Source organism: Gordonia sp. UBA7599, assembly GCA_002477755.1.
Taxonomy (GTDB): domain Bacteria; phylum Actinomycetota; class Actinomycetes; order Mycobacteriales; family Mycobacteriaceae; genus Gordonia.
In genome coordinates this window covers 1-25883 of sequence record DLKD01000046.1, presented here as the reverse complement: position 1 = coordinate 25883, position 25883 = coordinate 1, and the positions used below count along the sequence as shown (strand labels likewise).

The 25883-nt window shown below is 63.2% G+C and carries 16 protein-coding genes, 4 pseudogenes and 1 other annotated feature; of the genes and pseudogenes, 14 read left to right on the top strand and 6 right to left on the bottom strand.

The features are described 5' to 3' along the window. Nucleotides 1–13 precede the first annotated feature (13 nt). On the top strand, nucleotides 14–466 hold the full coding sequence (gene rplI / locus B4L26_RS06265; RefSeq protein ID WP_290717139.1) for a 50S ribosomal protein L9: 453 nt from the start codon (nucleotides 14–16) through the stop codon (nucleotides 464–466). 166 nt (nucleotides 467–632) lie between these two features. Here rplI and B4L26_RS06260 read toward each other — a convergent pair whose 3' ends face one another. Continuing rightward, entirely contained in the window at nucleotides 633–1196 is a 564-nt protein-coding gene (locus B4L26_RS06260; protein ID WP_290717136.1) for a hypothetical protein, read from the bottom strand. Nucleotides 1197–1801: 605 nt separating this feature from the next. Here B4L26_RS06260 and B4L26_RS06255 point away from each other — a divergent pair. After that, nucleotides 1802–5254 carry a replicative DNA helicase gene (locus B4L26_RS06255; protein ID WP_290717197.1) on the top strand — a complete coding sequence of 1151 codons (3453 nt, stop codon included), beginning with the start codon at nucleotides 1802–1804 and terminating at the stop codon, nucleotides 5252–5254. Between the two features lie 271 nt (nucleotides 5255–5525). On the opposite strand, the gene B4L26_RS06250 is transcribed toward B4L26_RS06255, so the two are convergent. Continuing rightward, a complete protein-coding gene (locus tag B4L26_RS06250) occupies nucleotides 5526–6344 on the bottom strand; it encodes a hypothetical protein (protein WP_006896694.1) in 819 nt (272 codons plus the stop codon). A gap of 196 nt (nucleotides 6345–6540) precedes the next feature. Between B4L26_RS06250 and B4L26_RS06245 the strand changes: the two genes are divergently transcribed. Continuing rightward, nucleotides 6541–7245 (top strand): TnsA-like heteromeric transposase endonuclease subunit, encoded by a 705-nt coding sequence (locus tag B4L26_RS06245; protein WP_306302654.1) that lies wholly within the window; start codon nucleotides 6541–6543, stop codon nucleotides 7243–7245. A gap of 77 nt (nucleotides 7246–7322) precedes the next feature. Here the strand turns inward: B4L26_RS06245 and B4L26_RS06240 are convergent, their stop codons facing one another. Continuing rightward, nucleotides 7323–7511: a hypothetical protein gene (locus B4L26_RS06240; protein WP_290717133.1), complete on the bottom strand. Its 189-nt coding sequence runs from the start codon at nucleotides 7509–7511 to the stop codon at nucleotides 7323–7325. Nucleotides 7512–7622: 111 nt separating this feature from the next. On the opposite strand from B4L26_RS06240, the gene B4L26_RS06235 reads away from it, so the two are divergent. The 8 genes and pseudogenes from B4L26_RS06235 to B4L26_RS06200 all read left to right on the top strand — a co-directional run bounded on the left by B4L26_RS06235 (nucleotide 7623) and on the right by B4L26_RS06200 (nucleotide 17750). After that, nucleotides 7623–9437: a DDE-type integrase/transposase/recombinase gene (locus B4L26_RS06235; RefSeq protein ID WP_020173033.1), complete on the top strand. Its 1815-nt coding sequence runs from the start codon at nucleotides 7623–7625 to the stop codon at nucleotides 9435–9437. An 83-nt stretch (nucleotides 9438–9520) separates the two neighbouring features. After that, a complete protein-coding gene (locus B4L26_RS06230; protein ID WP_223259049.1) occupies nucleotides 9521–10492 on the top strand; it encodes a TniB family NTP-binding protein in 972 nt (323 codons plus the stop codon). Next, nucleotides 10492–10863, top strand: a pseudogene (locus B4L26_RS06225) (TniQ family protein); the annotation flags it as partial. The gene B4L26_RS06230 and the pseudogene B4L26_RS06225, both read left to right, overlap by 1 nt. Before the next feature lie 480 nt (nucleotides 10864–11343). After that, complete coding sequence (locus B4L26_RS06220) at nucleotides 11344–12054, top strand: hypothetical protein (protein ID WP_223291355.1); 711 nt, start codon at nucleotides 11344–11346, stop codon at nucleotides 12052–12054. Between the two features lie 63 nt (nucleotides 12055–12117). Further along, a pseudogene (locus B4L26_RS06215) lies at nucleotides 12118–12495 on the top strand (TniQ family protein); the annotation flags it as partial. A 546-nt stretch (nucleotides 12496–13041) separates the two neighbouring features. Then, on the top strand, nucleotides 13042–13776 hold the full coding sequence (locus B4L26_RS06210) for a hypothetical protein (RefSeq protein WP_290717203.1): 735 nt from the start codon (nucleotides 13042–13044) through the stop codon (nucleotides 13774–13776). Nucleotides 13777–13938: 162 nt separating this feature from the next. Continuing rightward, entirely contained in the window at nucleotides 13939–17349 is a 3411-nt protein-coding gene (locus tag B4L26_RS06205) for a helicase-related protein (RefSeq protein ID WP_006896687.1), read from the top strand. After that, complete coding sequence (locus B4L26_RS06200; RefSeq protein WP_006896686.1) at nucleotides 17349–17750, top strand: hypothetical protein; 402 nt, start codon at nucleotides 17349–17351, stop codon at nucleotides 17748–17750. Before B4L26_RS06205 ends, B4L26_RS06200 begins: the two co-directional genes overlap by 1 nt. On the opposite strand, the gene B4L26_RS06195 is transcribed toward B4L26_RS06200, so the two are convergent. Beyond that, nucleotides 17741–19011, bottom strand: a protein-coding gene (locus B4L26_RS06195) for an IS3 family transposase (RefSeq protein ID WP_290717124.1) whose coding sequence is annotated in 2 segments (ribosomal slippage) — nucleotides 17741–18726 and nucleotides 18726–19011 — 1272 coding nt in all. Because the reading frame shifts where the segments join, the coding sequence is not laid out codon by codon here. The two genes, B4L26_RS06200 and B4L26_RS06195, sit on opposite strands and share 10 nt — an antisense overlap. Continuing rightward, nucleotides 18605–18733: a sequence feature (AL1L pseudoknot), on the bottom strand. It overlaps the preceding gene by 129 nt. A gap of 302 nt (nucleotides 19012–19313) precedes the next feature. Between B4L26_RS06195 and B4L26_RS06190 the strand changes: the two genes are divergently transcribed. Beyond that, nucleotides 19314–19937 carry a TetR/AcrR family transcriptional regulator gene (locus tag B4L26_RS06190; RefSeq protein ID WP_290717192.1) on the top strand — a complete coding sequence of 208 codons (624 nt, stop codon included), beginning with the start codon at nucleotides 19314–19316 and terminating at the stop codon, nucleotides 19935–19937. Nucleotides 19938–20058: 121 nt separating this feature from the next. Then, entirely contained in the window at nucleotides 20059–23100 is a 3042-nt protein-coding gene (locus tag B4L26_RS06185; RefSeq protein ID WP_006896682.1) for an RND family transporter, read from the top strand. 40 nt (nucleotides 23101–23140) lie between these two features. Here B4L26_RS06185 and B4L26_RS06180 read toward each other — a convergent pair. Together B4L26_RS06180 and B4L26_RS06175 are read right to left on the bottom strand one after the other, a co-directional pair. Further along, a protein-coding gene (locus B4L26_RS06180) for an IS3 family transposase (RefSeq protein WP_371308121.1) occupies nucleotides 23141–24306 on the bottom strand; the annotation gives its coding sequence in 2 pieces (ribosomal slippage) (nucleotides 23141–24019 and nucleotides 24022–24306; 1164 coding nt in all). A 69-nt stretch (nucleotides 24307–24375) separates the two neighbouring features. After that, nucleotides 24376–24642: pseudogene (locus B4L26_RS06175) on the bottom strand (transposase); the annotation flags it as partial. Nucleotides 24643–24667: 25 nt separating this feature from the next. Here B4L26_RS06175 and B4L26_RS06170 point away from each other — a divergent pair. Further along, a pseudogene (locus B4L26_RS06170) lies at nucleotides 24668–25714 on the top strand (IS256 family transposase); the annotation flags it as partial. Nucleotides 25715–25883: the final 169 nt, after the last annotated feature.

The following is a 25883-nucleotide window of genomic DNA, read 5'->3' as shown; positions in this document are numbered from 1 at the left end:
AGGGATCAGACTCATGAAGCTCATCCTGACTGCTGCTGTCGAGAACCTCGGTGTCGCCGGCGACACCGTCGAGGTCAAGGACGGCTATGGCCGCAACTACCTGCTGCCCCGCGGCCTGGCGATCGTCGCCACCCGTGGTGCCGAGAAGCAGGTCGAGGGCATCAAGCGGGCCCAGCAGGCCCGCGAGGTGCGCGACGTGGAGCACGCCAACGAGCTGAAGCAAGCCCTCGAGGGCCTCGCGTCGGTGTCCCTGGGTGTGCGCACGCACGACTCGGGCAAGCTGTTCGGCTCGGTGACCGTCAATGACGTCGTCGGTGCCATCAAGAACGCTGGCGGGCCCGCCGTCGACAAGCGCAACGTGGAACTGCCCAAGGGCCACATCAAAGCCACCGGCACCTACCCGGTGATCGTGAAGCTGCACCCGAACGTCGCCGCCAACTTCGAGTTGGCCGTCGTCGCGGAGTAAGCCACACGCAAACGAAGCCGCCGCCCGGTTGATCCCGGGCGGCGGTTTCGTTTTGTCTGGGCTCGGTCGGCGCGAAACCGGGCTCGGTCGGCGCGAATCCGGGCTCGGTCGGCGATGGTGGTCGAGTGCCGTCGAGCCGCTAGGCGAGACGGCGTATCGAGACCCGCTACCGCAGGCTCGGCGGCAGCAGATGCGACGGCGGGTTCGCGTCGCGCACATCGCGGGGCGCATAGAACTTGTGCCACTTGGGGCTGATGACGAATCCGCGGCCAGCAGTCCACATGCAGGACACGACGGCGGGACGCGGACGCGCACAGGTGACGTCGTAGATGTGGATGCTGCGCTTCACCGGCAGCACGGGAGCCCGGAAGTACGCCTCGGGGACGAGGCTGATGGTCGGTGCGGCCAATCCCGCGGGCGTGACCCACCACGGGCCCTGGTGGTTGTTGAGCAGGACGCCCTGCATTCCGGGCGGGGCGGTGGCCGGACGGCCCTTGCAGGCGACGCGGCCCGGACGCGATCCGATGGAGCAATAGAACTCGCCGGCGCGGAAGAAGGCCCGGCCGTTGTTGTCGTAGTTGTACGAGACGTAGCGGTTGGCGTCGACGGCGGGATAGGCGGCGAAGTCGAGTTCGGGTGGGGTCGCGGCCGTGGCCAATCCCGGCGCGAGAGCAAGCGCAGACCCGACGGCGACGACGGCTGTCATCGCGCGCAGCAGTACCTTCTTCATGCGGATTCTCCCCTTGTGTTGTCGAGTGACATTCCACCACGGAACGTCCAGGCCCGGGACACCTGGGGATAATTCCCAGCGACCGTCCAGGGACCCGCACCGCAGACACCGACTGTTGTGATGCCGTTCACATTATCGACGCCTACGCGAGGTTGAGGGTTTGCTTGAGAGTTGTTTCGGCGCGTTGCGCACGACACGCCGAACAGGACAAAAGTCACCTGCTGTGGACAACGAAAACCATTCATAACCAGGGGAAACAATCCGATATCTCGTGTCACCAGATAGTTTTCCCCCGATTTGTCCACAGTCCTTCACGGTGAATGCGCAACAATCCACAAGTTCTCCACAAACTGTCCACAGGGTGCTGTTTGAGCGTTTCCCGAATCGCCCTTACCCTTCCCAAAGTTGAATCGCTAGGCCCTTCGACGACGCGGAGGCGGGACGGCACCGAGAACGCCGCGGGAACCTCCCGAAGCCGCCGTTGTCAGGGGTCTGCCGTATCAAGGACATGAAGGCGGGCCGACGCGGCCCAAACGCGGGGACTGGATGACATCCAGGAAGGGGGTGGGCGTGTGTCTGTGACCGAGGACCAGGGTCACGAACCGATGCCCGACGACCTGCCGAACGAGGAGTTCGGTCGGCAGCCGCCCCAAGACCAAGCCGCAGAGCAGTCCGTCCTCGGCGGGATGATGCTCTCCAAGGACGCCATCGCCGACGTGCTGGAGAAGATCCGGCCCGGCGACTTCTACTTGCCGTCGCACCAGGCGGTCTACGACGCGATCCTCGACCTGTTCAACAAGGGCGAACCTGCAGACGCGGTCACCGTCGGCGCCGAGTTGGAGCGCCGCGGCCAACTGAAGCGCGTCGGTGGCGCCCCCTATCTGCACACGCTCATCTCGACGGTGCCGACCGCGGCCAACGCCGGGTTCTACGCGGAGATCGTGGCGGAGAAGGCGATCCTGCGACGGCTGGTGGAGGCCGGCACGCGGATCGTGCAGTTCGGCTATGCCGGCGGCGAGGGCCAAGACATCGCCGAGGTCGTCGACCGCGCACAGGCCGAGGTGTACGACGTCACCGAGCGGCGCACCTCCGAGGACTATCTCCCGCTCGAGGAGCTGCTCCAGCCGACGATGGACGAGCTGGATTCGATTGCTTCGCGCGGCGGAATCTCCTTGGGCGTGCCGACGGGTTTCGCCGACCTCGACAAGCTGACCAACGGGCTGCACCCGGGGCAGATGATCATCGTCGCGGCGCGTCCCGGCGTCGGAAAAGCGCTCGCGCTCGACACCCCGCTGCCGACACCGAGCGGCTGGACCACGATGGGCAACGTCGCCGTCGGCGACCTCCTCATCGGCGCCGACGGGAAGCCGACGAAGGTAGTCGCCAGCACCGACGTGCTCACCGAGCGGACTTGCTACGCCGTGCGCTTCGACGACGGCGGCGTGCTCGTCGCCGACGCTGAGCACCAGTGGCAGTCGCAGATCGACGACCATGTCGTCGTCGCGACGACCGAACAGCTGCGGCCTTTCGTCGGCTGCGCGTCCGTGCGCAACGCCGAACCGCTCGAGTTGCCCCGACGGCGCTTCGCCTACGGCCCGTACACGGTGGGCGCGCTGGCCGGAATGGCCTTCGACGACCCTGAGATCGGCATGCGCATCGACGCCGAGGGCGAGGTCGACGTCCTCACGCTGATGGCCGACCTGGGCGGACAGGTGCCGGTGGAGTACCTGCGCGGCTCGATCGCTCAGCGTCGGGCGCTGCTGGCCGGCATTCTCGATGCGCGCGCAATCGTCGAGGACGACGGGCGGATCACCGTCGCCGCCGCGACGCGGCACATGACCTTTATCGTCGGGGACCTCGTCGCCGGACTCGGTTACACGTATCGACGGCTGGCGTCGGGATGGCTGAGCGTCGAGGCCGACGACGACGTGTTCACCGTCCACCACAAGGCGGTCCGGCATAAGGAGCTGCGGCGGCCGACCCATTCGCGGCGGATCGTCGCGATCACGCCGGTGCCGAGCGTGCCGGTGCGCTGCGTGCAGGTCGACAATCCCGACCACCTGTACCTGGCCGGCGAGGCGATGGTGCCGACCCACAATTCGACGCTGGCCCTGGACTTCCTGCGATCGTGCTCGATCCACCACGGACTCACCGGTGCGATGTTCTCGTTGGAAATGAGCAAGAACGAAATCGTCATGCGCCTGCTGTCGGCAGAAGCGAAGGTGAAGCTCGCGGACATGCGCGCCGGCTCGATGAGCGACGACGACTGGACGCGCCTGGCCCGCCGGATGGGCGAGATCTCCGAGGCGCCACTGTTCATCGACGACTCCCCGAACCTGACGATGATGGAGATCCGCGCCAAGGCCCGTCGGCTCAAGCAGCGCCATGACCTGAAGATGGTCGTCGTGGACTACATGCAGCTGATGACGTCGGGCAAGAAGGTCGAATCGCGCCAGCAAGAGGTGTCGGAGTTCTCCCGCTCGTTGAAGCTGTTGGCCAAGGAGCTCGAGGTCCCGGTCATCGCGATCTCCCAGCTCAACCGTGGCCCGGAACAGCGCACCGACAAACGCCCGCAGGTCTCGGACCTGCGCGAGTCGGGCTGCCTCCCGGCGTCGACGCGCATCCTCCGTGCCGATACCGGCGCACAAGTGACACTGGGCGAGCTGATGGAATCGGGCGAGCAACCGCTGGTGTGGTCGCTCGATGAGCGCATGCGGATGGTGGCACGCCCGATGGTGAAGGTCTTTCCCAGCGGGCGCAAGGAAGTGTTCCGCCTACGCTTGGCATCCGGCCGCATTGTGGAGGCAACGGGCAACCACCCGTTCATGACGGTCGACGGTTGGATCGCACTGGAGGACCTCAAGGTCGGCGACCGCGTCGCCGCCCCACGCTCGGTACCCGAGCCAGCTGAGACCAAGGAGATGGCCAACGACGAGTTGGTCATGCTCGCGCACATGATCGGTGACGGCTCGTGCGTGAAGCGTCAGCCATTGCGGTATGCCAGCGTCGACGAAGCAAACCTCAGTGCCGTGACCATTGCCGCGAAGGCGTGGGGAGTCGAGGCTGTCCGCGACGACTACGAAGCAGCACGGGTGACGACACTCCGGCTACCGGCGCCGTACCACCTCACACACGGCAAGCGGAACCCTATCGCCAAGTGGCTCGATGAACTCGGATTGTTCGGGCTGCGCAGCTACGAGAAGTTCGTTCCCGAGCCCGTCTTCATGACGCCCAACAGCCAGGTGGCACTGTTCCTACATCACCTCTGGGCCACCGATGGTTCGGTCCGCTGGGACGCGAAGCTGAAGCAGGCTCGGATCTACTACGCCACCACCTCGCGACGCCTTGCTGACGACGTTTGCCAACTCTTGGCCCGTCACGGCATCTATGGTCGCGTCATCAGGACGGCAAAGTCGGGCTATCGCCCGTGCTGGAATGTGCAAGTCAGTGGCCTCGACAATCAGATGACTTTCCTCACCGAGATCGGCGTCCATGGCGACCGTGGTGTGAAAGCAGCCGAGTGTCTGGTCAATCTCGCTGGCGTCGTCTCCAACACCAACACCGACACTGTCCCTGCCGAGGTCTGGACCAAGGTCCGCGAGCTTCTCGCCGATCGAGGTATGACTCATCGTCAGTTCGCTGCGGCGATGGGTTCACGATTCTGCGGTTCCACCATGTGGAAGCACTCGCCCAGCCGCAGCCGATTGGCGCGTGTTGCCCAGATTCTCGATGATTCCGACATCGAGATGCTTGCGACAAACGACGTCTACTGGGACCGCATCGTCGAGGTCACGAGTATCGGCGAGCAAGACGTCTTCGACGGGACGGTCCCGGGTACCCACAACTTCGTTGCCGACGGCGTCTCCGTCCACAACAGTTTGGAGCAGGATGCGGACATGGTCATCCTGCTGCACCGACCCGATGCGATCGAGCGCGACGACCCCCGCGCCGGCGAGGCCGACATCATCGTCGGCAAGCACCGCAACGGTCCGACACAGACGATCACCGTCGCGCACCAGCTCCATTTGAGCCGGTTCGTCGACATGGCCCGCGACTAGACACCCTTGTCGAGATGCAGCGAAGATTAGCAAGGTGGTCCCGCTTGTTTAACAAGCCTGATCACGGCGTAAGAATCGCCCTGACTAGGGCAAACATGGTCAGGCGAGCGTTGCCCGTAGCCCGCGTTTCGGTATGATTTCCTGCTAATTTTGCCGGGGAATCTATTCCTGGAAATCGCCGAGTGCGCGGGTGAAACCGGGCGACGAAGGGGCTGAAGTGACCGGCGGCTGGCGGCAGGCTATCGGCGATTGGCTTGTGGGATGAGCTCGTCTAATTCGCAGATGACGTTGGTGCTGGTTTTGGGGATGTGCTCGGCGGATTCGACGCTTGCTCGGTGACTCCGTGACCGGGCTTGGTCAGCGGAAGGGTTGCGAGGTGCTTCTGGAGCCGCTTCGACATCGGCATGAACGTGACGAAGGTCAGGCTTCCCGAGACAACCGCGCCTACCAGCGGCACGACCTTGGCTGCGCTCTTGGCGAAGACCTGCTTGGTCATCTGAATGCCCAGGAGCCCTGCAACCTTCTTGACCACCGGATATATCGCACCCTTGGTGAGAGCCTTCTGCGGCAGCTTCCTGGCCACTTCACTTGCGATCAACTTCGAGACTTGCGCCACGCCGGCCTGGGCCGCGTTCACGCCAAACATCACGCCGATGAACAGCGTGAGCATGCTTTCGGTCGCGGAGTCCATTCCGTCGGCGCTGTCGTCGAAGAGCTCCGGCCAGCTGTAGATGTAGGCGAGCTTCTGGACGACGCGAAGAAGGTGCCCATAGTACTGCGCGATATCAGCCGGGACCGTGCCGATCGCTGCGAGGCCTCCAGGGATGCCGGCTGCCGTGGAAAGTGTCGTCACCTTGCCGGTCTCGAACTTGATCACGCTGTTGGCGATCTTGTCGATCACTTGAGGTGTTACGCCTGCTTCGGCCGGTGTTGTGGCGATAGCGAGTTTGATCTGCTCGTCGGTGCAGTATCGCTTCAGCTCTCTGCGGAGGAAGGCCTCCCGGTTGATCTGCACACCCGGCAGCTGAGCCGATGCCTGCAGCGTCTGCTCGAACTTCGTCGACGGAGCGACCTGATTGCCTTTGGCCATGGGAGCAACCTATCGCAGCCTTCCGACACGGACCGCTGATGGGGCGAAGGAGACGTCGGCCTATCACCCGAAATGCCTCGCTGACCGATTGTCGACTTGCTCCCTTAGTAGCCCTTCGACCTCGATTTCTTGCTAGATTTGGTGCTAATTCCTGCGGAAGCGGAGGTGTCACTTGACCGAGAGTTCCCGCGCGGCGGTGACGTGGCGGTTCCGATTCGCTGGCGACAAGGTGTCCCGCGTGTTGAACTGGCGGTCCGACGGTCCGCCGGATCTCGCACGTGTAGTTCCGATTCGCAAGCCTCGATCCTCGGAACGTCACCGGCACATACCTGTCACTGCGTATTCACTGACCATGCGCGACCACCTAGAACTCGAGTCGGGCCTCGAGCATGACCTCTTGCGACGCCTGGACCGGCTCAACGATATCGTCGCGCTGATACCGCAACCGTGTCAGCTGAAGCGGGGCGGATCGTCCTCGGCGAAAAACACGCCCGACTTACTCAGCCTTGACGACACCGGGGCGGTAACGCTCTGGAATGCACGCCTGCCGCACAAGATGGACGACAAATTCAAGCTTCAGGTCGCAATGGTCGAGGCCGCCTGCGCGAATGTGGGATGGCGTCACGAGGTATTCAACGGACTCGACCGCGTAGAACGCCTAAACCTTCTGTGGCTGCACGGCTACCGCCGAAGGCCTTCCTGGTATGACCAGGTGGCTGGCGAGATCGGGAAGGAAGCAAGTAACGACGCCGCGACTCTGGGCTCCCTATTTCGTCTGGATACCGGAAACGGGGAGGCCATCGCCGTGGTCTGGCACATGGTCTGGTCCGGTGAGCTGGATACCAACCTCTCGAAGCGATTGACGATGGAAACGCCAGTGCGCGCGGGACTGGTGGCGTAGTGGACACAAGTCGCACAGTGGTTGAGGTCGGTGGCCGACTTCTGACTGAGTGGGGAACCGGTCTGGTGACAGCGGTATCAGCGGCCGGCGTAGACCTCCGCACCAGCGTCGGCGATTCCTTGCACGTCGATTGGCCCGAACTCGCAGAGGTGCGAGTCGTGGTCGATGGCGATGTAGCGCCAATCAGACCGGCGCTCCGCCCGTACTGGGATGGCCTGTCTGAGGAAACGCGCCGAGCCGCCCTCGACAAACTTGAAATCGTGCATGAGATACTGACCGGCTACCGGGACGGTCACGCCGAACTCGCGCGCGATGGCGAACCGCGCCCACCCTTCGGCGAAGGCTTCGGCGTCTCCGAGGCGGCGCGCTGTCGCGCGATGGCGGTCGCGTTGCAGCAAGAAGCTGTGGGAGATCGTGCCCTACAACGCCGCATCGCGAACGGTGAGATCAAGCGATCGGCTCCGGTCGACAGCACCATCCGCAACTGGGTGCGTGCATGGAAACGCGACGGACTACTCGGGCTCCTCGATGCCAGATCCCTGCGTCGCGAACAGACGTGGGAGCGAATCGATGAGCGCTATCGGACTGTTGCTGAGTTGGTCTTCGCCACCCTGGACGGAGATCGGGCGGACGCCAACATCAGCGAGCTTGATCGGCGGATCAAGGTTGAGCTCAAGCGTGCAGGGCACGTGGATGTCTCCACGCCGCAGCGTCTGACGGCAGAGTATCTCGCGCACCTCAAACGGGGCGCGGGCGCAACAACCCGCACCCAGAGAAGCCGGTCGCTACAGCGCGTGTCGGGCAAAGAGCACTTCCCCGCAATCAGGCCTGGGCAAATAGTCGCCATCGACGCCACGAGGGCGGACAACCTCGTATACGACCCGCTTCTCGGGCGACCCTTCAGCGTCGAAATCCTCACTGCAATCGACGTCGCCACCAGAGTGGTCCTCGCACTGCGCGTGGTGCCGAAGAGCGCCGATGGAATCGATGCCGGGCTACTTCTCTACGACATCTGCCGCCCGTTCTCGATGATGGTGGAGGGCACCACCATCAGTCACTGGCGCTGGGCCGGTTTGCCCCAAGTCGTCGACGCTTCTGATGTCGCGGTCAACGTTGGGCGCAGAAGTGTTGCACCCGATTTCACTACGCTTCAAGGAGAGCACCACATCCCTGGCGTCATGCCGGACGCGATCCGCGCCGACCACGGTTCGATCTTCGTGTCCGATCACTTCCGCGCGATTCTGCGCGACTTCGGGATTGACTTGTTGCTCAGTCGCGGGAAGAAGCCAACGGACAACCCCCACGTTGAACGCTGGCACGAGACGCTACAACGGGCCGTTCAACAGCTCCCCGGCTACAAAGGTCGCAATACCTCGGAGCGCGGTCGATTGGTCGCCGAGGAGGCATTGGTCACGGCCGCCGAACTGGAAGAACACCTTCGGCGATTCGTCGCCTTGGACTACCACCGGTCGTGGCACACAGGCTTGGTTATCGGTGGTGAGCCCACCGCTCGCACCAGTCCTTTGGAGCTCTGGGACATCATGCTCGACGTCACCGGCCGTATCGACGTACCGCAGCGTGCAGACATGATCTATCAGATGCTTCCGGTCAAGTGGGGCACAGTCGGAGTCGCAGGTGTCGAGTTTGCTGAGATGGTCTACGACGGCAAGCTGCTCGATGATTTTCGGAATGTCGCACGGGGCCAGTTCAGGGACGACGACAACAAGGTTCCCTTTCTTGTCGACCCGCACGACTTGTCGAGCATCTGGTTCCCGCACCCCGAGACCGGCCGTGTACGCCCCGTTGCGTGGCGAGGATCTTTCTTCACTGACGCGCCGATGACCGATACGATCGTTCAGGCTGTTAGGCGGCGCGTCCGCGAACGCGGCGGCAACCACATTCTGAGTCGGGGCTCAGCGCAGCGGCAGATCCTCGACGAGCTCACGGAACTCACCTCTGGGCCCGTTCCAACTGACTGGACTGCCAAACTGTCAGCCGCGCACCGCAGAGTTGAACAATCGCGCAAAGACCACGAAGAAGCTCAGGCAGCCCAAGGTGCAACCCGCGACGAAGCCACTCAGTCGGGCGGCAACGAAGCACGCACCAAGACGCCCCATACCGATTCACCCCAGGACGACGTTCCCTTGGACATCCTCGACGTCCCGTGGCCGACGATGCGGGCCGACTCCTGATGGACTCTCTCGCTTGGCATTTGGCTTGCACCAAAACGGAGTTGCCAGAACCACCTCTGTACACGTCGGCTGGTTGGGACAGGATGACATCCGAGGACCGCTCGCGGGCGGTCGATGCGCTGCGTCAATGGATGAATGGACTCTACGTCGAAACGGCCGAGACCCGCGCAGTCGCAGACCGACTCACTGAGATCGTGCAGGAGAATTCTGAAACGGGCCCCGGTGCGAAGGCAATAGCGTCGGTCACAGGCGCAAGCACGCTCGGGAAGAGCACGGCGGTCCGCCGCTGGGCCACAAGGAAATACGTGGAATGGATCGTAGGCGCACCGAAAGGCCCTGCAGAACTGCCCACGTGGAACCCTCAGCCAACGATCGACGCAGACCTATGCCCCGTCGTTTGGGTCAACCTGCAATCTGGCTCGATGGTCAAAGGATTCAACTCCCAAGTCCTTGACTTCTTCCGCTTATCCGCCAGCGGCGCCGCCCACCAGACGTCAACCGCCGCGGTCAGGGCATTGGCACGCCACGGCGTGCGCACCCTTCTCATCGACGACTTCCATCTACTGCGTACCAACTGGAAGGGCGGCCGGGAGGTCCTCGATCACGTGAAGTACATGAACACCGAGCTCGGCGAATTCAACGCCAGCTTAATTCTGGTTGGGACAGACCTCGAATCCAGTGAAGCCATGAGCGATGCCCAGCTTATCGGCCGCCTCCAGCCAATGAGCTTCAGTCCTTACGGAATCGAGACTTCGGAGGAGCAACACGCGTGGCAGCAACTGCTCTACGGGCTGGAAGGTTATCTCCTTCCGCATCTCCCTCGGGCAAGCGAAGGGCTTCTCACTTCACAGCTCGCGGGGCCCATCTGGAAGCGATCTCAGGGCTACGTCGGTGACGCGACACGCCTCCTCCGCATTGCGACACTTGCAGCGATCGCCGACGGCACGCACACGATCAACCCAGAACACCTGAAGGAAGTCCGCCTCAGTAAACGAGCGCACGCAGCAGAGGCGGAAATCGATCTTCGGCGCCGCAGCAAGCAGAGCAGGGTGTGATGTCACCGGCAGACAACGGAAGGGGGCTATCCATGCGAGAGCCTCGTATCGGCTATCTGCCTGCTCGACCGATTCCAGCCGACGATGAATCGCTGGAGTCCTTCGTATTGCGCGCGGCGACGGCGAATTGCACCACCGTCACCAAGATCCTTGGTCGAAGTCAGTTATCGCGATCAGCGTCTGACTACGAGCCGATTCTGCGGCACCTGGCCACGCTGACGCGCCAGCCATTCTCGCGCATTTCGGCGATGACCCTTGATGACTGCCATAGTCGAGTGCTCGCGAAGGAAGGCTGGCTGGCAAGTGAGTGGGGTCAGCATTGCCGTTGCGCCCCAAACGGAGTGGCACGGCGAGAGTGGGCTTTGGCTCTGTCTCCGGTCTGCTTCTACTGCGGGCACCTCATCGGGATGCCCGGTAGTGGCACTGCGCAGTTGACCAGAGTTCCCAATCGGATTCTGTCGGTCTGCAAGGAGGTCTCGTCCGCTGCACACAGATCTACGACTGACTTCGATGCACTCGACCGACTTGAGTGTCTCCGTGCGGAACTACCCTCGGTGGCTCGTCGGCTCAGTCGAGGATCTGCACACTGGATCCCAGCTGATGCTCAGTTGGTGACCACTGCGACGGCAGATCTTGCGACGAGTCACGAGTCCGAGGAAGAGCTACCGCGATCTCCTGCCGTTCGTGCACTGGCCATCGCAATGGCCTGGGAAGAACAGCGAACGTGGCTGACACCACGAGTATCTCCACATCCACGTCCCACTCCTGTCCGACCAGAGAATTCTGAAATACCCGATTCGCAGGTCTTCACTCGACGGGTACTCCGCACAGGCGCGAAGACTGTCAAGACCATGCGGTTACCGAAGAGCTCAGTCCGCCATCCACGCGGCGAAGATCTGATGCGGCTGGCGCTTGGCCATACGCAATTGACGCTTGACCACATCCCAGGGATCTACCGGCAAGAAGGCGAACCGTTCGTGCTCGACCCCGCCCAGTGGTTGTGGCGTTCCAGAGTCGCGCTACTTCTCAGTCAATGTGTTCGGTTGCGCGATCATTGGAGCCTTGCCGACGAGCCGACCTACCGTCTGACGAAAGCTGGTAGCTACTCGATTTGCATAGGGGCGTGGCCGAAATGGACTCCGATCTTCCACCGCGAGAGCGACATTGCCCATGCGATGAATCTGGCGCGAGCTCTATGCCTCGACGAGCTCGTCAACTACCGTGAGCGCCGCGACGCGTTAAGACGGATTGAAGCCGCCCCGCCGGACCTGGTCGGCACCCTGCCCGCAGCCGCCCGGAACTTCGATGGCTGCGCCCGGCTCGCCGCATCTTGGATGTGGTTCGATGCAACCTGTGATAGCCCGCGTACATGGCCAGACGCCGAACACCTGAAAGCATTTGACGCTGCGCTCAACCCCGAAGGCCGTCTCATCCTCCGCAGTGCCGCCGAAGCGATCTGCGTCGCCGACGAAGATCTTGTGCGTCAGGTTGGGAGTGGAGACTTCGGTGTGGTGGATTCGGACCGAGTCTCAGAAGAGGACCGGACTCGTGTGGGCGCGTGACTTCCAGTCGCTCGCCCACTGCGGGCGCTACCAAACCGCGACGGCGATGGAGCCTCTGAGCTAATGCTCCCCGCTCGAGTTGCAATCGATCCACGCGAGTCGCTTGATTCGTACCTCGAGCGGATTGCACTTGTGAACGATCTGACGACCAAGAGTCTTGTCCGCATGCTCAAGGAGAACCGGGACGGATCGTCGGTCTCGACGGCTTTCATGCTGGTCCGGCCTAGCGATGAGCTCGTCGGCCGAATAGTGGATCTCACTGGGCTGGGGGCATCGGCCGTCGAGAATTCGACCTTGTTGCGTTACGACGGAGGCGCGCCACTCAACCTCGACGGCTTCGACCCGCTCGATCGGGCGAGCTACCGCGCCATCGTTTGCCAGGGGTGGTTCCCGCAGCATGGGACGCAACTATGCCCACTCTGCCTATCGCACGACGGAATCTGGCAGCTGTCGTGGAAGCTACCGGTGTCGACAGTGTGTCCCGACCACGGCGTCTACCTGGTCGCTGAGTGTTCAAGATGTAGCCGGCGCTTTCGAACGCGACACCACAGTCCGCTGCGTCCTCGGCTCGATGAACACCAGCCGTGCGGGAATCCGCTCGGATTCTCGGCTCCCTGCCGACACTCCATCCTGAGAGAGAAACCGACGGCTGCATCCGAAGGTGCAATTCGGACCGCAACACGGGTTACGGCCGCTATCCAAGGCGAAGAAACGAGCGTTCTCGATGGCGCTCTCGCGCCCCCCGCGTACCTCGCAGAAGTCCGAAACTTAACCACTCTTCTACTTCACCTCGCATTCCGGTCTCGCGCAAGGGGTTTCGTCGAATGGGCCGGAGATCTCCAAGCCGAAGCCGCTGGTCGCACAACTGAGCTTCGAGGGCCTCGGTGGGGTATTCAGCCGCCGACAAGTGCAGTCACCCGCGGTGAAGCACTGGCGGAGGCGGATGGGATTCTGTCCAGTCCGGAGAGTGCGGACGCCGTCGCACGGTTGGCCGAGTGGTTCGATCTGATCCCGGACGTCCCGGGCGGCCCGAGAGGATGGATCGTCAATCGCGCGGCAAAGAGTCCGGTGTTGAGCTGGCTGGTGGTCCAGGTGCTTTCAGCCCGCCGCCATGTCGGCCTGCAGATCGATCATCACGACGCGTTGATCGATCTGCCGCTGTCTGCGATCCCTCAACTCCTCGATGAGCACACCTACCGTCGTCATTTCGCTGGGATGCTGACAACGCAGGAAAGCACGGGGCGGCTGTACGCCTCCCTGTGTATTGCGCGCGCACAACGGCCAGGGTCGACGTGGTCCACTGCTGCAGCGAGTATCGAACTCGACCCGGACATTGGCAGACGGACATCGCGAGCGGCGAGCACGCGACTGGCCGCGAGTCCTTCAGAGATCGCGGCAGCCGCCAGCGCGGCAGCGAGGGAACTATCGCGTCGACGGGATTTTCGGGCGCTCGAGCGACGAGTCATCGAGCTCGCGAGTACGCCCGACACGTGGTTCACCGATTGGGCGCGGTCGGCGAGTCCGAGGAGGCGCGCGGCCGCACTCCCGTACGCGGTGACATGGATGTGGTGCGAGGTTGCTCAGGGGGGGTTGGACACCAGCCCGGCGTGGCCGCCGCCGGTGACCCGACAATCGAAGGCGGCTTATCGGGTGTTTCGTGACACGCTTCCGGAGGAGTTGGGGCGAGCATTGCGCGAACTCGCCGATGGGAACTCGAGGTGACGGGCGTCGGGCGGCACCTCAGCGAAGTCTTCGACAGCTTCTCAGCAAGCGTTCGAAGGCCTGGCAATGCCACTCGGCTTGGTCTCGTTGAATTCCTGGCGATGGCGAACCTGTCAGTATCGGCGGGTAGCGTTCGAGGGCTGGCAATGAGGAGGTCCACGCGTGCAGCTTGAAGAGTTGAAGCCCGGTCTGCGAGTCGAGGGTCTCATTCCCGCAGAGGTGATCACTGTCATCGCTGCTCAATGGCATGGCACGGACGCACTCGCACTCACTTACCAGAACGGCTCAGGTGGACTTGGCCAACAGGTTGTGTTCCGCAAGGACCAGGACAACCTCAGCGTCGCCACCAGCGGTAGCCGCGCGTTTGACGCCACCGCCAGCGACTTCAAGCTCGTCGCCGAGGCCCAACGTATCTCGCTGGCCGGCCTTTTCGATCCAATGCTGGCCGTCGCCACGAGCGACGTGCAGCCGCTGCCGCACCAGATTCGCGCGGTGTACGGCGAACTCCTACCGCGGACCCCGCTTCGGTTCCTTCTCGCCGACGACCCCGGTGCCGGCAAGACGATCATGGCCGGCCTCTACATCAAGGAGCTGCTGCTCCGCGACGACGTCAAGCAGTGCCTGATCATCGCTCCCGGTGGACTGGTCGAGCAGTGGCAGGACGAACTGTTCTTCAAGTTTGGGCTGCGGTTCGACCTGCTGACCAACCAGCTCATCGATGCCAACATCAACCTCAACGTCTTCGAAACGAACCCACTCGTGATCGCACGCATGGATCAGCTCTCCCGCAACGAGGCACTCCAGGCCCAACTGAAGGAGACGGAGTGGGATCTGATCATCGTCGACGAGGCACACAGAATGGGAGCGCACTACTTCGGCGGGAAGCTGGAGAAGACCAAACGCTTCCTGCTGGGGGAGCTGCTCGGCCAAATTACCCGCCACCTCCTGCTGATGACCGCGACTCCACACTCGGGCAAGGAAGAGGACTTTCAGCTCTTCCTCACTTTGCTCGACCGCGATCGGTTCGAGGGCAAGCAGAAGAAGTCTGTCGACGTCACCGGAATCATGCGGCGCATGGTCAAGGAAGACCTGCTGACGTTCGAAGGTAAGAAGCTCTTCCCTGAACGCATCGCCGAAACTGTGCCCTACGAGTTGACCGAGCGGGAGAAGGGCCTCTACGAGGACGTCACTCGCTACGTCCGCGAGGGCATGAACCGTGCCGACAGGCTTGGCGGCAAGCGTAAGAACACTGTCGGATTCGCCCTGACTGTCCTTCAGCGCAGACTCGCCTCCAGCCCTGAGGCGATCTACAAGAGCCTCGTCCGCCGCACCGAACGGCTGGAGCGCAAGAAGACCGAGATCCTCAACGGCACCTACAAGGAACCCGACGACGTCATCGGCTCGGGCGACTTCGACGAAGATGAATACAACGCCGAAGAACTGGAGCAGCTTGAGGAAGACGTGATGGACGCGGCCACCGCCGCCCAGACCGTCGAGGAGCTCAACGCAGAACTTGTCGAACTCGCCGATCTGATTGCGACCGCCAAGAAGGTCCGCGAGGCTGGCACCGACCGCAAGTGGACCGAACTCTCCACGATCCTCCAGGACAATGCGCTGGTCACCGATTCGAACGGTTGGCCACGGAAGTTCATCATCTTCACCGAGCACCGCGACACCCTTGACTATCTCCAGTCCAAGATCGGCTCTTTGCTCGGCAAGCCCGACTCGGTCAAGGCGATCCACGGTGGCGTCCGCAGAGGTGAGCGGCGCGTGATCACCGAGGAGTTCACCAAGAACCGCGACGTCCAAATCCTCATCGCAACCGACGCCGCTGGAGAGGGGCTTAACCTTCAGGCCGCGCACCTGATGGTCAACTACGACCTGCCGTGGAACCCCAACCGCATCGAGCAACGCTTCGGCCGCATCCACCGCATCGGCCAAGAAGAGGTCTGCCGACTCTGGAACCTCGTAGCCTCCAACACCCGCGAGGGTGAAGTCTTCACCCGCCTGCTGGAGAAGCTCGACCAGATGCGTCAGACATACGGTGGCAAAGTCTTCGACGTCCTCGGCGAGGCGTTCACCGAGACCCCGCTGCGCAACCTCCTGCTCGATGCCATCCAGCACGGCGAGCGCCCCGACGTCAAGGCTAAAATGCATGAGGTCATCGACGCGTCGGTCGGGGATGGACTCAAGGATCTCCTCGACGAACGGGCATTGGCGTCGGAGAACCTGGCCGAGGCCGACCTGCATGCACTGCGCGCGGCAATGGACGAAGCACGCGCCCGCCGCCTTCAACCGCACTACATCGAGATGGCATTCAAGGCCGCCTTCGCCCGCCTCGGCGGCCGCATCGTGAGGCGCGAACAGGGTCGCTACGAGATCGCGAACGTGCCCCAGCAAATACGCGCCGCAGGCACAGGGCCGATCGCAACCAAGTACGACCGAGTCACGTTCGATCTTGGCAAGGTCCACGCCGACGAACTCAGCCGCGCCGACCTTCTCGCCCCGGATCATCCGCTGCACGACGCGGTCATGGACGAGTCCGTGCGACAGTTCGGTGGTTCCCTCAACCGAGGCACGATCTTGGTTTCCTCGACGCTGGAGGAGACACACCTGCTCGTCGGCGTGATCGAAGAGGTCGCCGACGCGACCGGAGAGTCCGTCGCACGCCGCTTCGGCTACGCATACGTCGACAGCTTCGGCACCGTGACGCCTGCCGGCCCCGCGCCCTACCTGGACTGCGTGGCGGCACCCGAGAACGCTGTCACCGATACAGCCCGCACCCTCCCGTGGCTGGCAGGTGCTGAAGACAAAACCACGAGCTGGATTATCGCCAACCAACTCCCCGACTACCTCGACGACGTTCAGCCGAGGCGCCTCGCGGAGTTGAGTAAGGCACGTGACCTGGTCATCAAGCGGCTCGAAGGTGAACGCGACCGCCTCATCCTCGATGCCGCCGTCGCGGCGGAAAAGGAACGCGCCGGTGAGAAACCGAAAGAATCATCGGAGAGCCTGAATCGTAAAGCCGTCGAACTCGACGCCCGTCTACGCAAGAGGCTCGCACTGCTTGACCACCAGCAGCTTATGTCGACCAAGCCACCACGCATCGTCACCGCAGCACTGGTGCTCCCCGTCGGGATACTGGAGACCGACCTACCCGCGACCGCGCCCATCCACGCGAAGGAGACCAAAGAGGTCGAACGCCGCGGTGTCGACTTGGTGATGGCCCGTGAACGTGAACTCGGACGCAAGCCCGTCGAGCAGGCCTTCAACAATCCCGGTTTCGACATCCTCTCCACAGACGCCAAAGGCGACACCTACCGCATCGAGGTCAAAGCGCGTATCGAAGGAGCGACCGACTTCTTCGTCACCCACAACGAGGTGATGGTTGGTAAGAACGCCGCCCCGCGTTACCGCCTCGCTCTCGTCCGCGTCGACCCGCGTGGCGCCCAGCACGACGAGGTCCGCTACCTCGACAACCCATTCGCCACCACCGACCTCGGTGACTTCAACGCCACCGGCATCCGAGGCGATTGGTCCAAGCAGTGGGCAAAAGGGAAGGCGCCGTTTTGATGGCATCCAAGTCCTCCCGAAAACGGCGGAACAAGAAGCGCCGCCAGGACGCTACTAAAGCCGGGCACGCCGACCAACACGTTCAGGTAGTGCTGGAGCGCGCCTTCGATACTGCTGGGTTGCTTTCAGACGTCTCGAAAGCGACCGACCCTGCAGCGGAGGTTGAGCGGCGCATCGATGATGCGGCGACGCAGTTCGTCGAGGGGTTCGCTGGCTACGACCCTCTGGGAACGCTTGAGGCCATTCGCATGATGACGTTGCCGTTCGCCCCGGCGGGCGTCTCGCCGCCCGCCAGCGCGCAGAGCGGCCCCGCTGTCGCAGAGGTCTTGGCCGTTGTGCTCCGGTGTGCGGAGTCAGAGATGGATTCCGGTGTCGAACCCAAGCGGGTCGATCAAGACTGAATCGCCCCGGGTTTGTCAGAGGCTCGCAAGTGCCGCGTCGGCGGGTACCGGTGCGGGTGGTTGTGCTGATAGGTGTCCTCGAGCTCGATGGGCGGGATCATGCCGATCTCGCCGTGCAATCGCCGGTGATTGAACCAGTCGATGTATTCCGCGGTCGCGATCTCGAGGTCGTCGATATTCTTCCAGGGCCCGCGGTTGCGGACCAGCTCGGCCTTGAACAGCGAGTTGAAGGCCTCGGCCAGGGCATTGTCGTATGAGTCGCCGGTGGAACCGACCGAGGCGGCCGCGCCAGCCTCGGCAAGACGCTCGGTGTAGCGGATGGCGACGTATTGAACGCCCTTGTCGCTGTGGTGCGTGAGCCCGGTGACCGACTGGCCTGCGCGATCGCGGGTCCAGATGCCCATCTCCAACGCGTCCAGCGCAAGGTCGGTCCGTAGCGACTTCGAGAGCTGCCAGCCGACCACGCGGCGAGAGAACACGTCGATGACGAACGCGGCATACACCCAGCCGACGAAGGTGCGGCAGTAGGTGATGTCCGCGACCCACAACTGGTTCGGAGCGGTTGCAGTGAAGTCGCGATCGACCAGGTCAGGCCGACTATCCGGGCCGCGACCGGAGATCGTGGTGCGCGGGCCCTTGGCTCGGCTAATCCCTCGTAACCCCGCAACGCGCATGAGCCGCTCGACCGTGCAGCGCGCGACGACGACGCCTTCGCGACGCAGTTGGGCGTGGACCTTCTTCGCCCCGTAGACGCCAAAGTTCGCCGAGTGGACGCGGTGGATCTCGATCAGCAGTTCCTCGTCGCGCAGTGCTCGCTTCGAGGGTGGTCGGGTCTTGAACGCGTAGTACGTGCTCGGCGCGATCTGCGTGCCCGCTGCGGTCAGCGTCCGACAGATCGGCTCGACGCCGAACTCATGCTTGTACTGGTCGATGTATTCCACGATCAACGCTGTGGGCGGTCGAGCTCCGCCGCGAAAAAAGCCGAGGCCGACCTCAGGATCGAGTTCGCCCTGCGCAGCTCACGCACTTCCTTCTCCAGCTCGACCAGGCGCTGGGACTCGCTGGTCGTGGTCCCGGGACGGTGCCCCTCGTCGACCTCGGCCTGCACAACCCAGTTCCTCAAAGTCTCGGGATTGATCCCCAGTTGCTCGCCCACACGGCGGAACGTGCCCGACCTCGTCGATGGATCGCGCCGTGACTGAACAGCCATCCTCGTGACTCTCTCCCGAAGCTCGTCGGGGTACTTCCTCGGTGCTGCCATGCTCCTCATCCTCCCGTGGATTCAGAGCCTCCACCAGACCCGGGGCGATTCACCCTTCAGCAGTACCCACCCCAGCCCTGCCGCCAAGCCCCGAATTGATCTACCAACCCTTCGCCGAAGGTACCCCGGAGGCGGGCACCGTGGCGCCGACCTTCCTGCCGGGTCGGGGTGTCGAACAGGTGAATTGCACGACTAGCCCGGCGGACACTCCTCGACTTTCGCTATTATCAGTAGCACTTCGTGCGAACCAAGATCGCCAGGCGCCCGAGAGCAGTCTCGGGGATGGGAGTGTGGGTGCGGTGATGGCGGCCAGGCGCGGCGCGGGTCCTCGGTCCAAGGACGTGATGGATGACAAAGACCCGCGTTTGGTTCGTTCACGCAACCGGTTGGTTGATGCGGCATCTGCCCTGTTGAAGACCGGCGGGGTTGATGCAGTCACGGTCGGGGCGGTCTCCCGGATGTCGCGGGTGGCTCGAACGACGTTTTACCGGCATTTCGACGGCACCACCGATTTGTTGGCTGCGGCGTTCGAACGATTGTTGCCCCACGCCGACGTCCCTGACGCGCACGGACCAATCCGCGACAGTTTGGGGCGGTTGGTCCGTGCTCAGGCTGCGTTGATCGAGCAGGCGCCACTGCAATTGACCGCCTTGGCGTGGCTGGCGATGGTGCCGGAGGAGCCCGGGGAGCAGCAGAACACCCTCGCGCCGCTGCGCGCTCGTGTCATCGCGCAGTACCGGGAACCGTTCGATCAGGTGTTGCAGAGCGCCGCCGCCCAGAAGGAACTCGACGAGTTCGATCCCGGCGTGGCCATCACCCAGCTCGTGGGCCCGCTGGTCTTCGCGCGGCTGTCCGGCCTTCGCTCGATGAGTGGCGCGGACTGCGAACAGCTTGTCGACGACTTTCTCGCCGCCCACCGCCGCTGATCCGATAGTCCCGCGTCGCCGAACAATACATTCCTTTCGCTACATGCTGTAGCGTAGTGATACCGATTGATTCATTTGTCGAAGGGTGTGCGATGCCAACGCAGCGATGGATGCGTGAGCAGTGGTGAAGCTTCGGCGATCGACCGGTCGCGGTGAGTACAGCCGGTCGCTGGGGCAGGTGGGACGCTTCGTCTTGTCGCACAAAGCGCTGGTAGCGGGCGTCTGGGTGGCTGTTGCCGTGGTGTTGGCTGTGCTGTTTCCCCAGTTGGAAACAGTTGTGCGCCAGCAATCGGTGGACCCAATTCCTAAGGGCGTGCCGTCGTTTCAGGCGCTCGATCGCATGGGCGAGGCGTTCGACGAAAAGGGCGCGAAGACCACGGTGTTCGTGGCAATGGAAGATCCGGCCGGACTCACCGAGCCCGCCCGCCAACGCTATGACGACCTCGTGGTCCGGCTCCGCGCCGACCGCGATGATGTGCAGGCCGTACGCGACCTGCTCGCCGACCCGATCACTGCCCGACAAGCGCTCAGCGAAGACGGCAAAGCCTGGTACTTGCCCGTCGGGGTCAGCGGCAGCCTCGGCGGGCCGACGGCGGCCCACGCTGTGGAATCGATCCGCGAGACCGCAGCAGAGGTCTTTACCGGCACCAGCACGACAGTCCACGTGACCGGACCAACAGCGACCTTCAGCGACCAAATCGTCACCGCTGAAAAGGATCTGGTGGTCATCACCATCGCCACCGTCGTGCTGATCGCCATAATCTTGCTGATCGTCTATCGGTCGGTGTTCACTGCGTTGCTACCGCTTCTGGTCATCGGTATCAGTCTCGCCGTAGCCCGCGGAGTCATGTCTGCGTTAGGCGAACTGGGCATGCCAGTCTCGCAATTCACCGTTGCGTTCATGACCGTCATCTTGCTCGGCGCCGGTGTGGACTATTCGGTCTTTGTGATCAGCAGATACCACGAAAGGCTGCGCCAAGGCGCCGCCGCGTCCGACGCTCTCATCGATGCCACCGCCACCATCGGACGGGTGATCCTTGCGTCGGCAAGCACTGTTGCTCTCGCGTTCTTAGCCATGGTCTTCGGGCAGCTCAGCGTCTTCGCCACCCTCGGCCCCGCCTGCGCAGTGGCGATCCTCATCGGATTCCTCGCCACCGTCACGTTGTTGCCGCCAGTGCTGCTGTGGGCTGCGCGATGGGGGTGGGGTGCCCCGCGCAAAGACCTCACGCGGCGCTACTGGAACCGCATCGCGGTCCTCGTCGTACGCCGCCCGGCGCCGTTGCTGGCCGTCAGCCTCGTCGGATTGACGATCCTGAGCGTCACCGCGCTGGGCATTCAGATCACCTACGACGACCGAGACGGTCAACCCACAACCACCGACAGCAACGAAGGTTACGCACTGCTCAACCGGCACTTCCCGCAAGACATCACCATCGCGGAATTTGTCGTCGTGGATTCGCCCACCGATCTGAGAACAACCAACGGACTTGCCGACCTTGATCAGATGGCAGCTCGGATTGCGCAGATCCCCGGCGTCACCCGTGTGGTCGGTGTCACTCGCCCGACCGGAGCCAAACTCGAACAAGCCCAACTCTCCTGGCAGAACGGGCAGATCGGCGATCGGGTGGCCGGCTCAGTGGGTGAGGGCCAAGCCCGCAAAGGTGACCTCGAACAATTGCGTTCTGGTGCAGACCAACTCGCCGACGGCCTCGAACAACTCGACATACAGATCCGCACCAATCTCACCCCACTGGCTGGCATTCTTAACCAAGTCACCACCATCGGGGCCGAAATAGGTCAATACCAACCACTTCTACAAACACTGACCGCCGCCGCACCCCAACTCGACCAAGCCGCGCAGAACGCCCCTCAGCTAGCAGCCCTGGCCGAACAGTCATCAGCCGCCATAGCCACAATCACCTCAGTGCTCCCGTTACTGGATAACTCAGCGCTGTGCACTCAACTACCCCAATGCAGCACCCTGCGCCAACAAGCCCGCGATCTCGCCGCACTCCGCGACAGCGGGTTCTTCACCCAGATCACGACACTGTCCACCCAGCTCGCGCAGATGGACACCCCCCTCACCGCGGTCACCAACCAACTCAACGCCACCGTCGCCACCCTCGAGACCACGCTGGGAACCATCGGGGCCCAAGACCTGCCAACCAAACTCGCCCAACTGCAGACCGGGGTCTCCCAACTCGCCGCCGGCTCGCGAACACTCGCCGAAGGCGTATCTGCACTCGTCGACAGCAACCTTCAACAACTCGCCGGCATGGCCACGCTCGCCGCCCAACTACAGACCACCGCGCGCGAAACCCGCGGCTCGGACTCGGCCACCGGCTTCTACTTACCCAAAGATGCTTTCGCTGACCAGCAATTCGCCGACGTTGCGCGCCAATTCATCTCCCCGGACGGACACACCGTGCGCTACGCCGTCCAGACAAGCTTCGACCCCTACAGCGCGGACGCCATGCGCCTGGCCAGCACCATCGCCACCGTCGCCAACGACGCAAAACCCAACACCACCCTGACCGACTCCACCGTCTCCGTCGCCGGCTTCCCCGCTATCAACGCCGACCTGCAACGACTGCTCACCAACGACTTCCGCCTCCTGGCCCTGGCCACCCTGGCCATCGTCGGCATCATCCTGATCATCCTGCTGCGCTCACTGGTCGCACCCATCTACCTACTCGGCACCGTCGTACTCAACTACACCGCAGCATTGGGCATAGGCGTCCTGATCTTTCAGCACATACTCCACACCGACATCGCTTGGCCTGTGCCCCTATTAGCGTTCATCGTCCTGGTAGCCGTCGGCGCCGACTACAACATGCTGCTGGTCTCACGATTGCGCGAAGAATCACATCACAACGTCCGAGTCGGAGTGCTCCGCACCGTCACCAACACCGGCTCAGTTATCACCTCAGCAGGCCTCATCTTCGCCGCCAGCATGTTCGGCCTCATCGCCGGTTCCATCGGCATCATGACCCAAGTCGGACTCATCATCGGCGTAGGCCTTCTCATCGACACCTTCATCGTCCGCACCATCGTGGTACCAGCCATCGCCACACTCCTCGGCAACGCAAGCTGGTGGCCCCAAAAGCCAACGACCCCTCCCACCCAACGCCGCCACCGACCCCACCCCGCAAAGCAAACATAAAGCCGGGGGACTGCTGCACGACCAGGTGACAGTTTCGGTGTCATGCCGCTGAGGCGGCTGTGTTGATGATCGTCTCGTATTCGATCGGGGTCAACCGGCCGAGGCGGGCCTGACGACGGCGTCGGTGGTAGGTCCGTTCGATCCAGGTGACGATCGCGATCCGCAACTGCTCGCGGGTGCTCCAGCGGTGCCGGTCCAGGACGTCCTTCTGGAGGAGCGCGAAGAACGATTCCATCGCTGCGTTGTCGCCGGCGGCACCGACTCTGCCCATGGACCCAACCAGGCCGTGTCGGTTGAGCGCGGACACGAACTTCCGCGACCGGAATTGAGAGCCCCTGTCCGAATGGACAATACAACCCGAAACATCGTCCTCTCGGCGGGCAACAGCGTTGTCCAGAGCGGTCACGGCGAGACGGGACTTCATCCTGGAGTCGATGCTGTAGCCGACGATCCGCCCCGAGCAGGCGTCTTTGATCGCGCAGAGGTAGAGCTTGCCCTCGTCGGTCCAATGCTCGGTGATATCAGTGAGCCACACTTGGTCCGGTGTGTCGGCGGTGAAGTCGCGTTCGACCAGGTCGTCGTGCACAGGCGGGCCCGGCTTCTTACCGTTCTTCCCACGTTTCTTGCCGAAGCTCGACCACCACTGGTTGGCCGAGCAGATCCGCCATGCCGTCCGCCCGCTCATCGGCTGACCAGCAGCTTCGGCTTCATCGGCGAGGAAGCGGTACCCGAATTCCGGGTCATCACGATGCGCGTCGAACAGGGCGTTCGCCCGCTCCGCTTCGACCCAGTCTGCCGCGGTGACCGCGTCCCTGAGCCACCGGTAGTAGGGCTGTCTGGAGAGCTTGAGTACCCGGCACGTCACCGTGACGGGGATTCCGTCGGCGGCGAGCTCTTTCACGAGCGGGTAGAGCCTTTTCCCGGAAGGTTCGCCTGCGACAGATATGCCGCAGCCCGTCGCAGGACCTCGTTCTCCTGCTCCAACAACCGATTCCGCTTCCGAAGCTCTCTCAGTTCGGCAGATTCGGTCGACGTTGTTCCAGGCTTGTGTCCGTCGTCGATGGCGACGCGGCGCATCCACTTGGCCAGGGTCATCTCATGGATCCCGAAGTCTTTCGCGACCTGCGCGAGTGTCACGCCAGGTTCACGGTCTCGGGCTACCCGGACCACATCGTCGCGGAACTCCTGCGGATAAGGCTTAGGCACGATAGTCATCCTTCCAGGCCCACCCTCGGGCAAGCCAGATCAGATGTCACCTATACGTGCAGCAGTCCCGTTAGCCCGCTTCAATTCAGTGTTCTCGCGTCTGAGTCGCTTGAGTTCGGCCGATTCCTCAGTCGTTGTTCCCGGCCGCTGGCCAGCATCGACCTCGGCCCGACGACACCACTTGCGGACCGTTTCTGGCGTACCTATCCCGAGTAGCTCAGCGACCTTGCCCATCGCTGCCCACTCCGAGTCATCCTCAGCCCGAATCTCAGCGACCATCCGGATCGCCCGCTCACGCATCTCGGCCGGGTACCTCTTCGTCCCACTTCCTGACATGACTCCATCCTTCCCAACGAACAGAGTCTCCGGACACGCCGGGGCGATTCACGATGAGGATGGGCGCCGGCTGGTGGTGCGTAACGGCTACCACAACCCGCGGGAGGTGATGACCGCCGCCGGTGCGGTTCCGGTGCGGGCACCAAGGGTCAACGACAAACGGGTCGACCCTGAAACTGGTGAACGCCAACGGTTCTCGTCGGGGATCATCCCGGCCTGGGCACGTAAAAGCCCCGAGGTCAGCGCGGTGTTGCCGCTGCTGTACCTGCACGGGTTGTCGTCGGGAGATTTTGGGCCGGCGCTGGAGCAGTTTCTTGGCTCGGGTGCGGGGTTATCGGCGGCCACGATCACTCGACTGGCCAGCCAGTGGCAGAAGGAAGCGGCCGCCTTCGACGACCGCGACATCACCAGCGATTATGTCTACCTCTGGGTCGACGGCATCCACCTCAAAGTCCGGCTCGAGCAGGAGAAGCTGTGTCTGCTGGTGATGATCGGCGTGCGTGCCGACGGCCGTAAAGAGCTCGTCGCCCTGGCCGATGGGTACCGCGAATCCACCGAATCATGGGCCGATCTATTGCGGTCGTGCCGACGCCGCGGCATGGCGGCCCCGAACCTGGCCGTCGGGGACGGGGCGCTGGGGTTCTGGGCTGCGCTGCGCGAGGTGTTCCCGGACACCCGAGAGCAGCGGTGCTGGTTTCATAAACAGGGCAATGTGCTTGCCGCACTGCCCAAGTCGGCCCATCCGAATGCGATCAAAGCGATGCAGGAGATCTACAACGCCGAGGACATCGGCTACGCCCGTAAGGCCATCGCCGCCTTCGAGAAGACCTACGGGGCGAAGTATCCCAAAGCGGTCGCCAAGATCGTCGACGACGCTGATGTGCTGCTGGAGTTCTACCACTACCCGGCCGAGCACTGGACCCACCTGCGCACGACCAACCCGATCGAGTTGACCTTCGCCACCGTGCGGTTACGGACCAAGGTGACCAAGGGACCCGGCTCCCGAGCCGCGGGACTGGCGATGGCCTACAAGCTCATCGAAGCCGCACAAGTGAAATGGCGAGCCGTCAACGTGAAGCGCCCTGGGTTCCGTTCCGAGTCTCAGCAAGGAGAATCGGAGTATGCCCAAGAAGTTCAGTCCAGAGCTGCGTGAGCGTGCCGTGCGCATGGTCTACGACCGCCAAGCCCGCGAGGGCGGCCCTCGCGCAGCATCGATCCGTGCCGTCGCGCCGCAGCTCGGT

Bases quoted from the DNA above. Each gene is read 5' to 3' on its own strand.
- B4L26_RS06240 (WP_290717133.1), bottom strand. From the start codon at position 7,511: ATGCACGATTTCAAGTTTGTCGAGGGCGGCTCGGCGCGTTTCCTCAGA.
- B4L26_RS06235 (WP_020173033.1), top strand. From the start codon at position 7,623: ATGGCGGTCGCGTTGCAGCAAGAAGCTGTGGGAGATCGTGCCCTACAA.
- B4L26_RS06200 (WP_006896686.1), top strand. From the start codon at position 17,349: ATGGCATCCAAGTCCTCCCGAAAACGGCGGAACAAGAAGCGCCGCCAG.
- B4L26_RS06250 (WP_006896694.1), bottom strand. From the start codon at position 6,344: ATGGCCAAAGGCAATCAGGTCGCTCCGTCGACGAAGTTCGAGCAGACG.
- B4L26_RS06220 (WP_223291355.1), top strand. From the start codon at position 11,344: ATGCGGTTACCGAAGAGCTCAGTCCGCCATCCACGCGGCGAAGATCTG.
- B4L26_RS06260 (WP_290717136.1), bottom strand. From the start codon at position 1,196: ATGAAGAAGGTACTGCTGCGCGCGATGACAGCCGTCGTCGCCGTCGGG.
- B4L26_RS06190 (WP_290717192.1), top strand. From the start codon at position 19,314: ATGGCGGCCAGGCGCGGCGCGGGTCCTCGGTCCAAGGACGTGATGGAT.
- rplI (WP_290717139.1), top strand. From the start codon at position 14: ATGAAGCTCATCCTGACTGCTGCTGTCGAGAACCTCGGTGTCGCCGGC.
- B4L26_RS06255 (WP_290717197.1), top strand. From the start codon at position 1,802: ATGCCCGACGACCTGCCGAACGAGGAGTTCGGTCGGCAGCCGCCCCAA.
- B4L26_RS06230 (WP_223259049.1), top strand. From the start codon at position 9,521: ATGACATCCGAGGACCGCTCGCGGGCGGTCGATGCGCTGCGTCAATGG.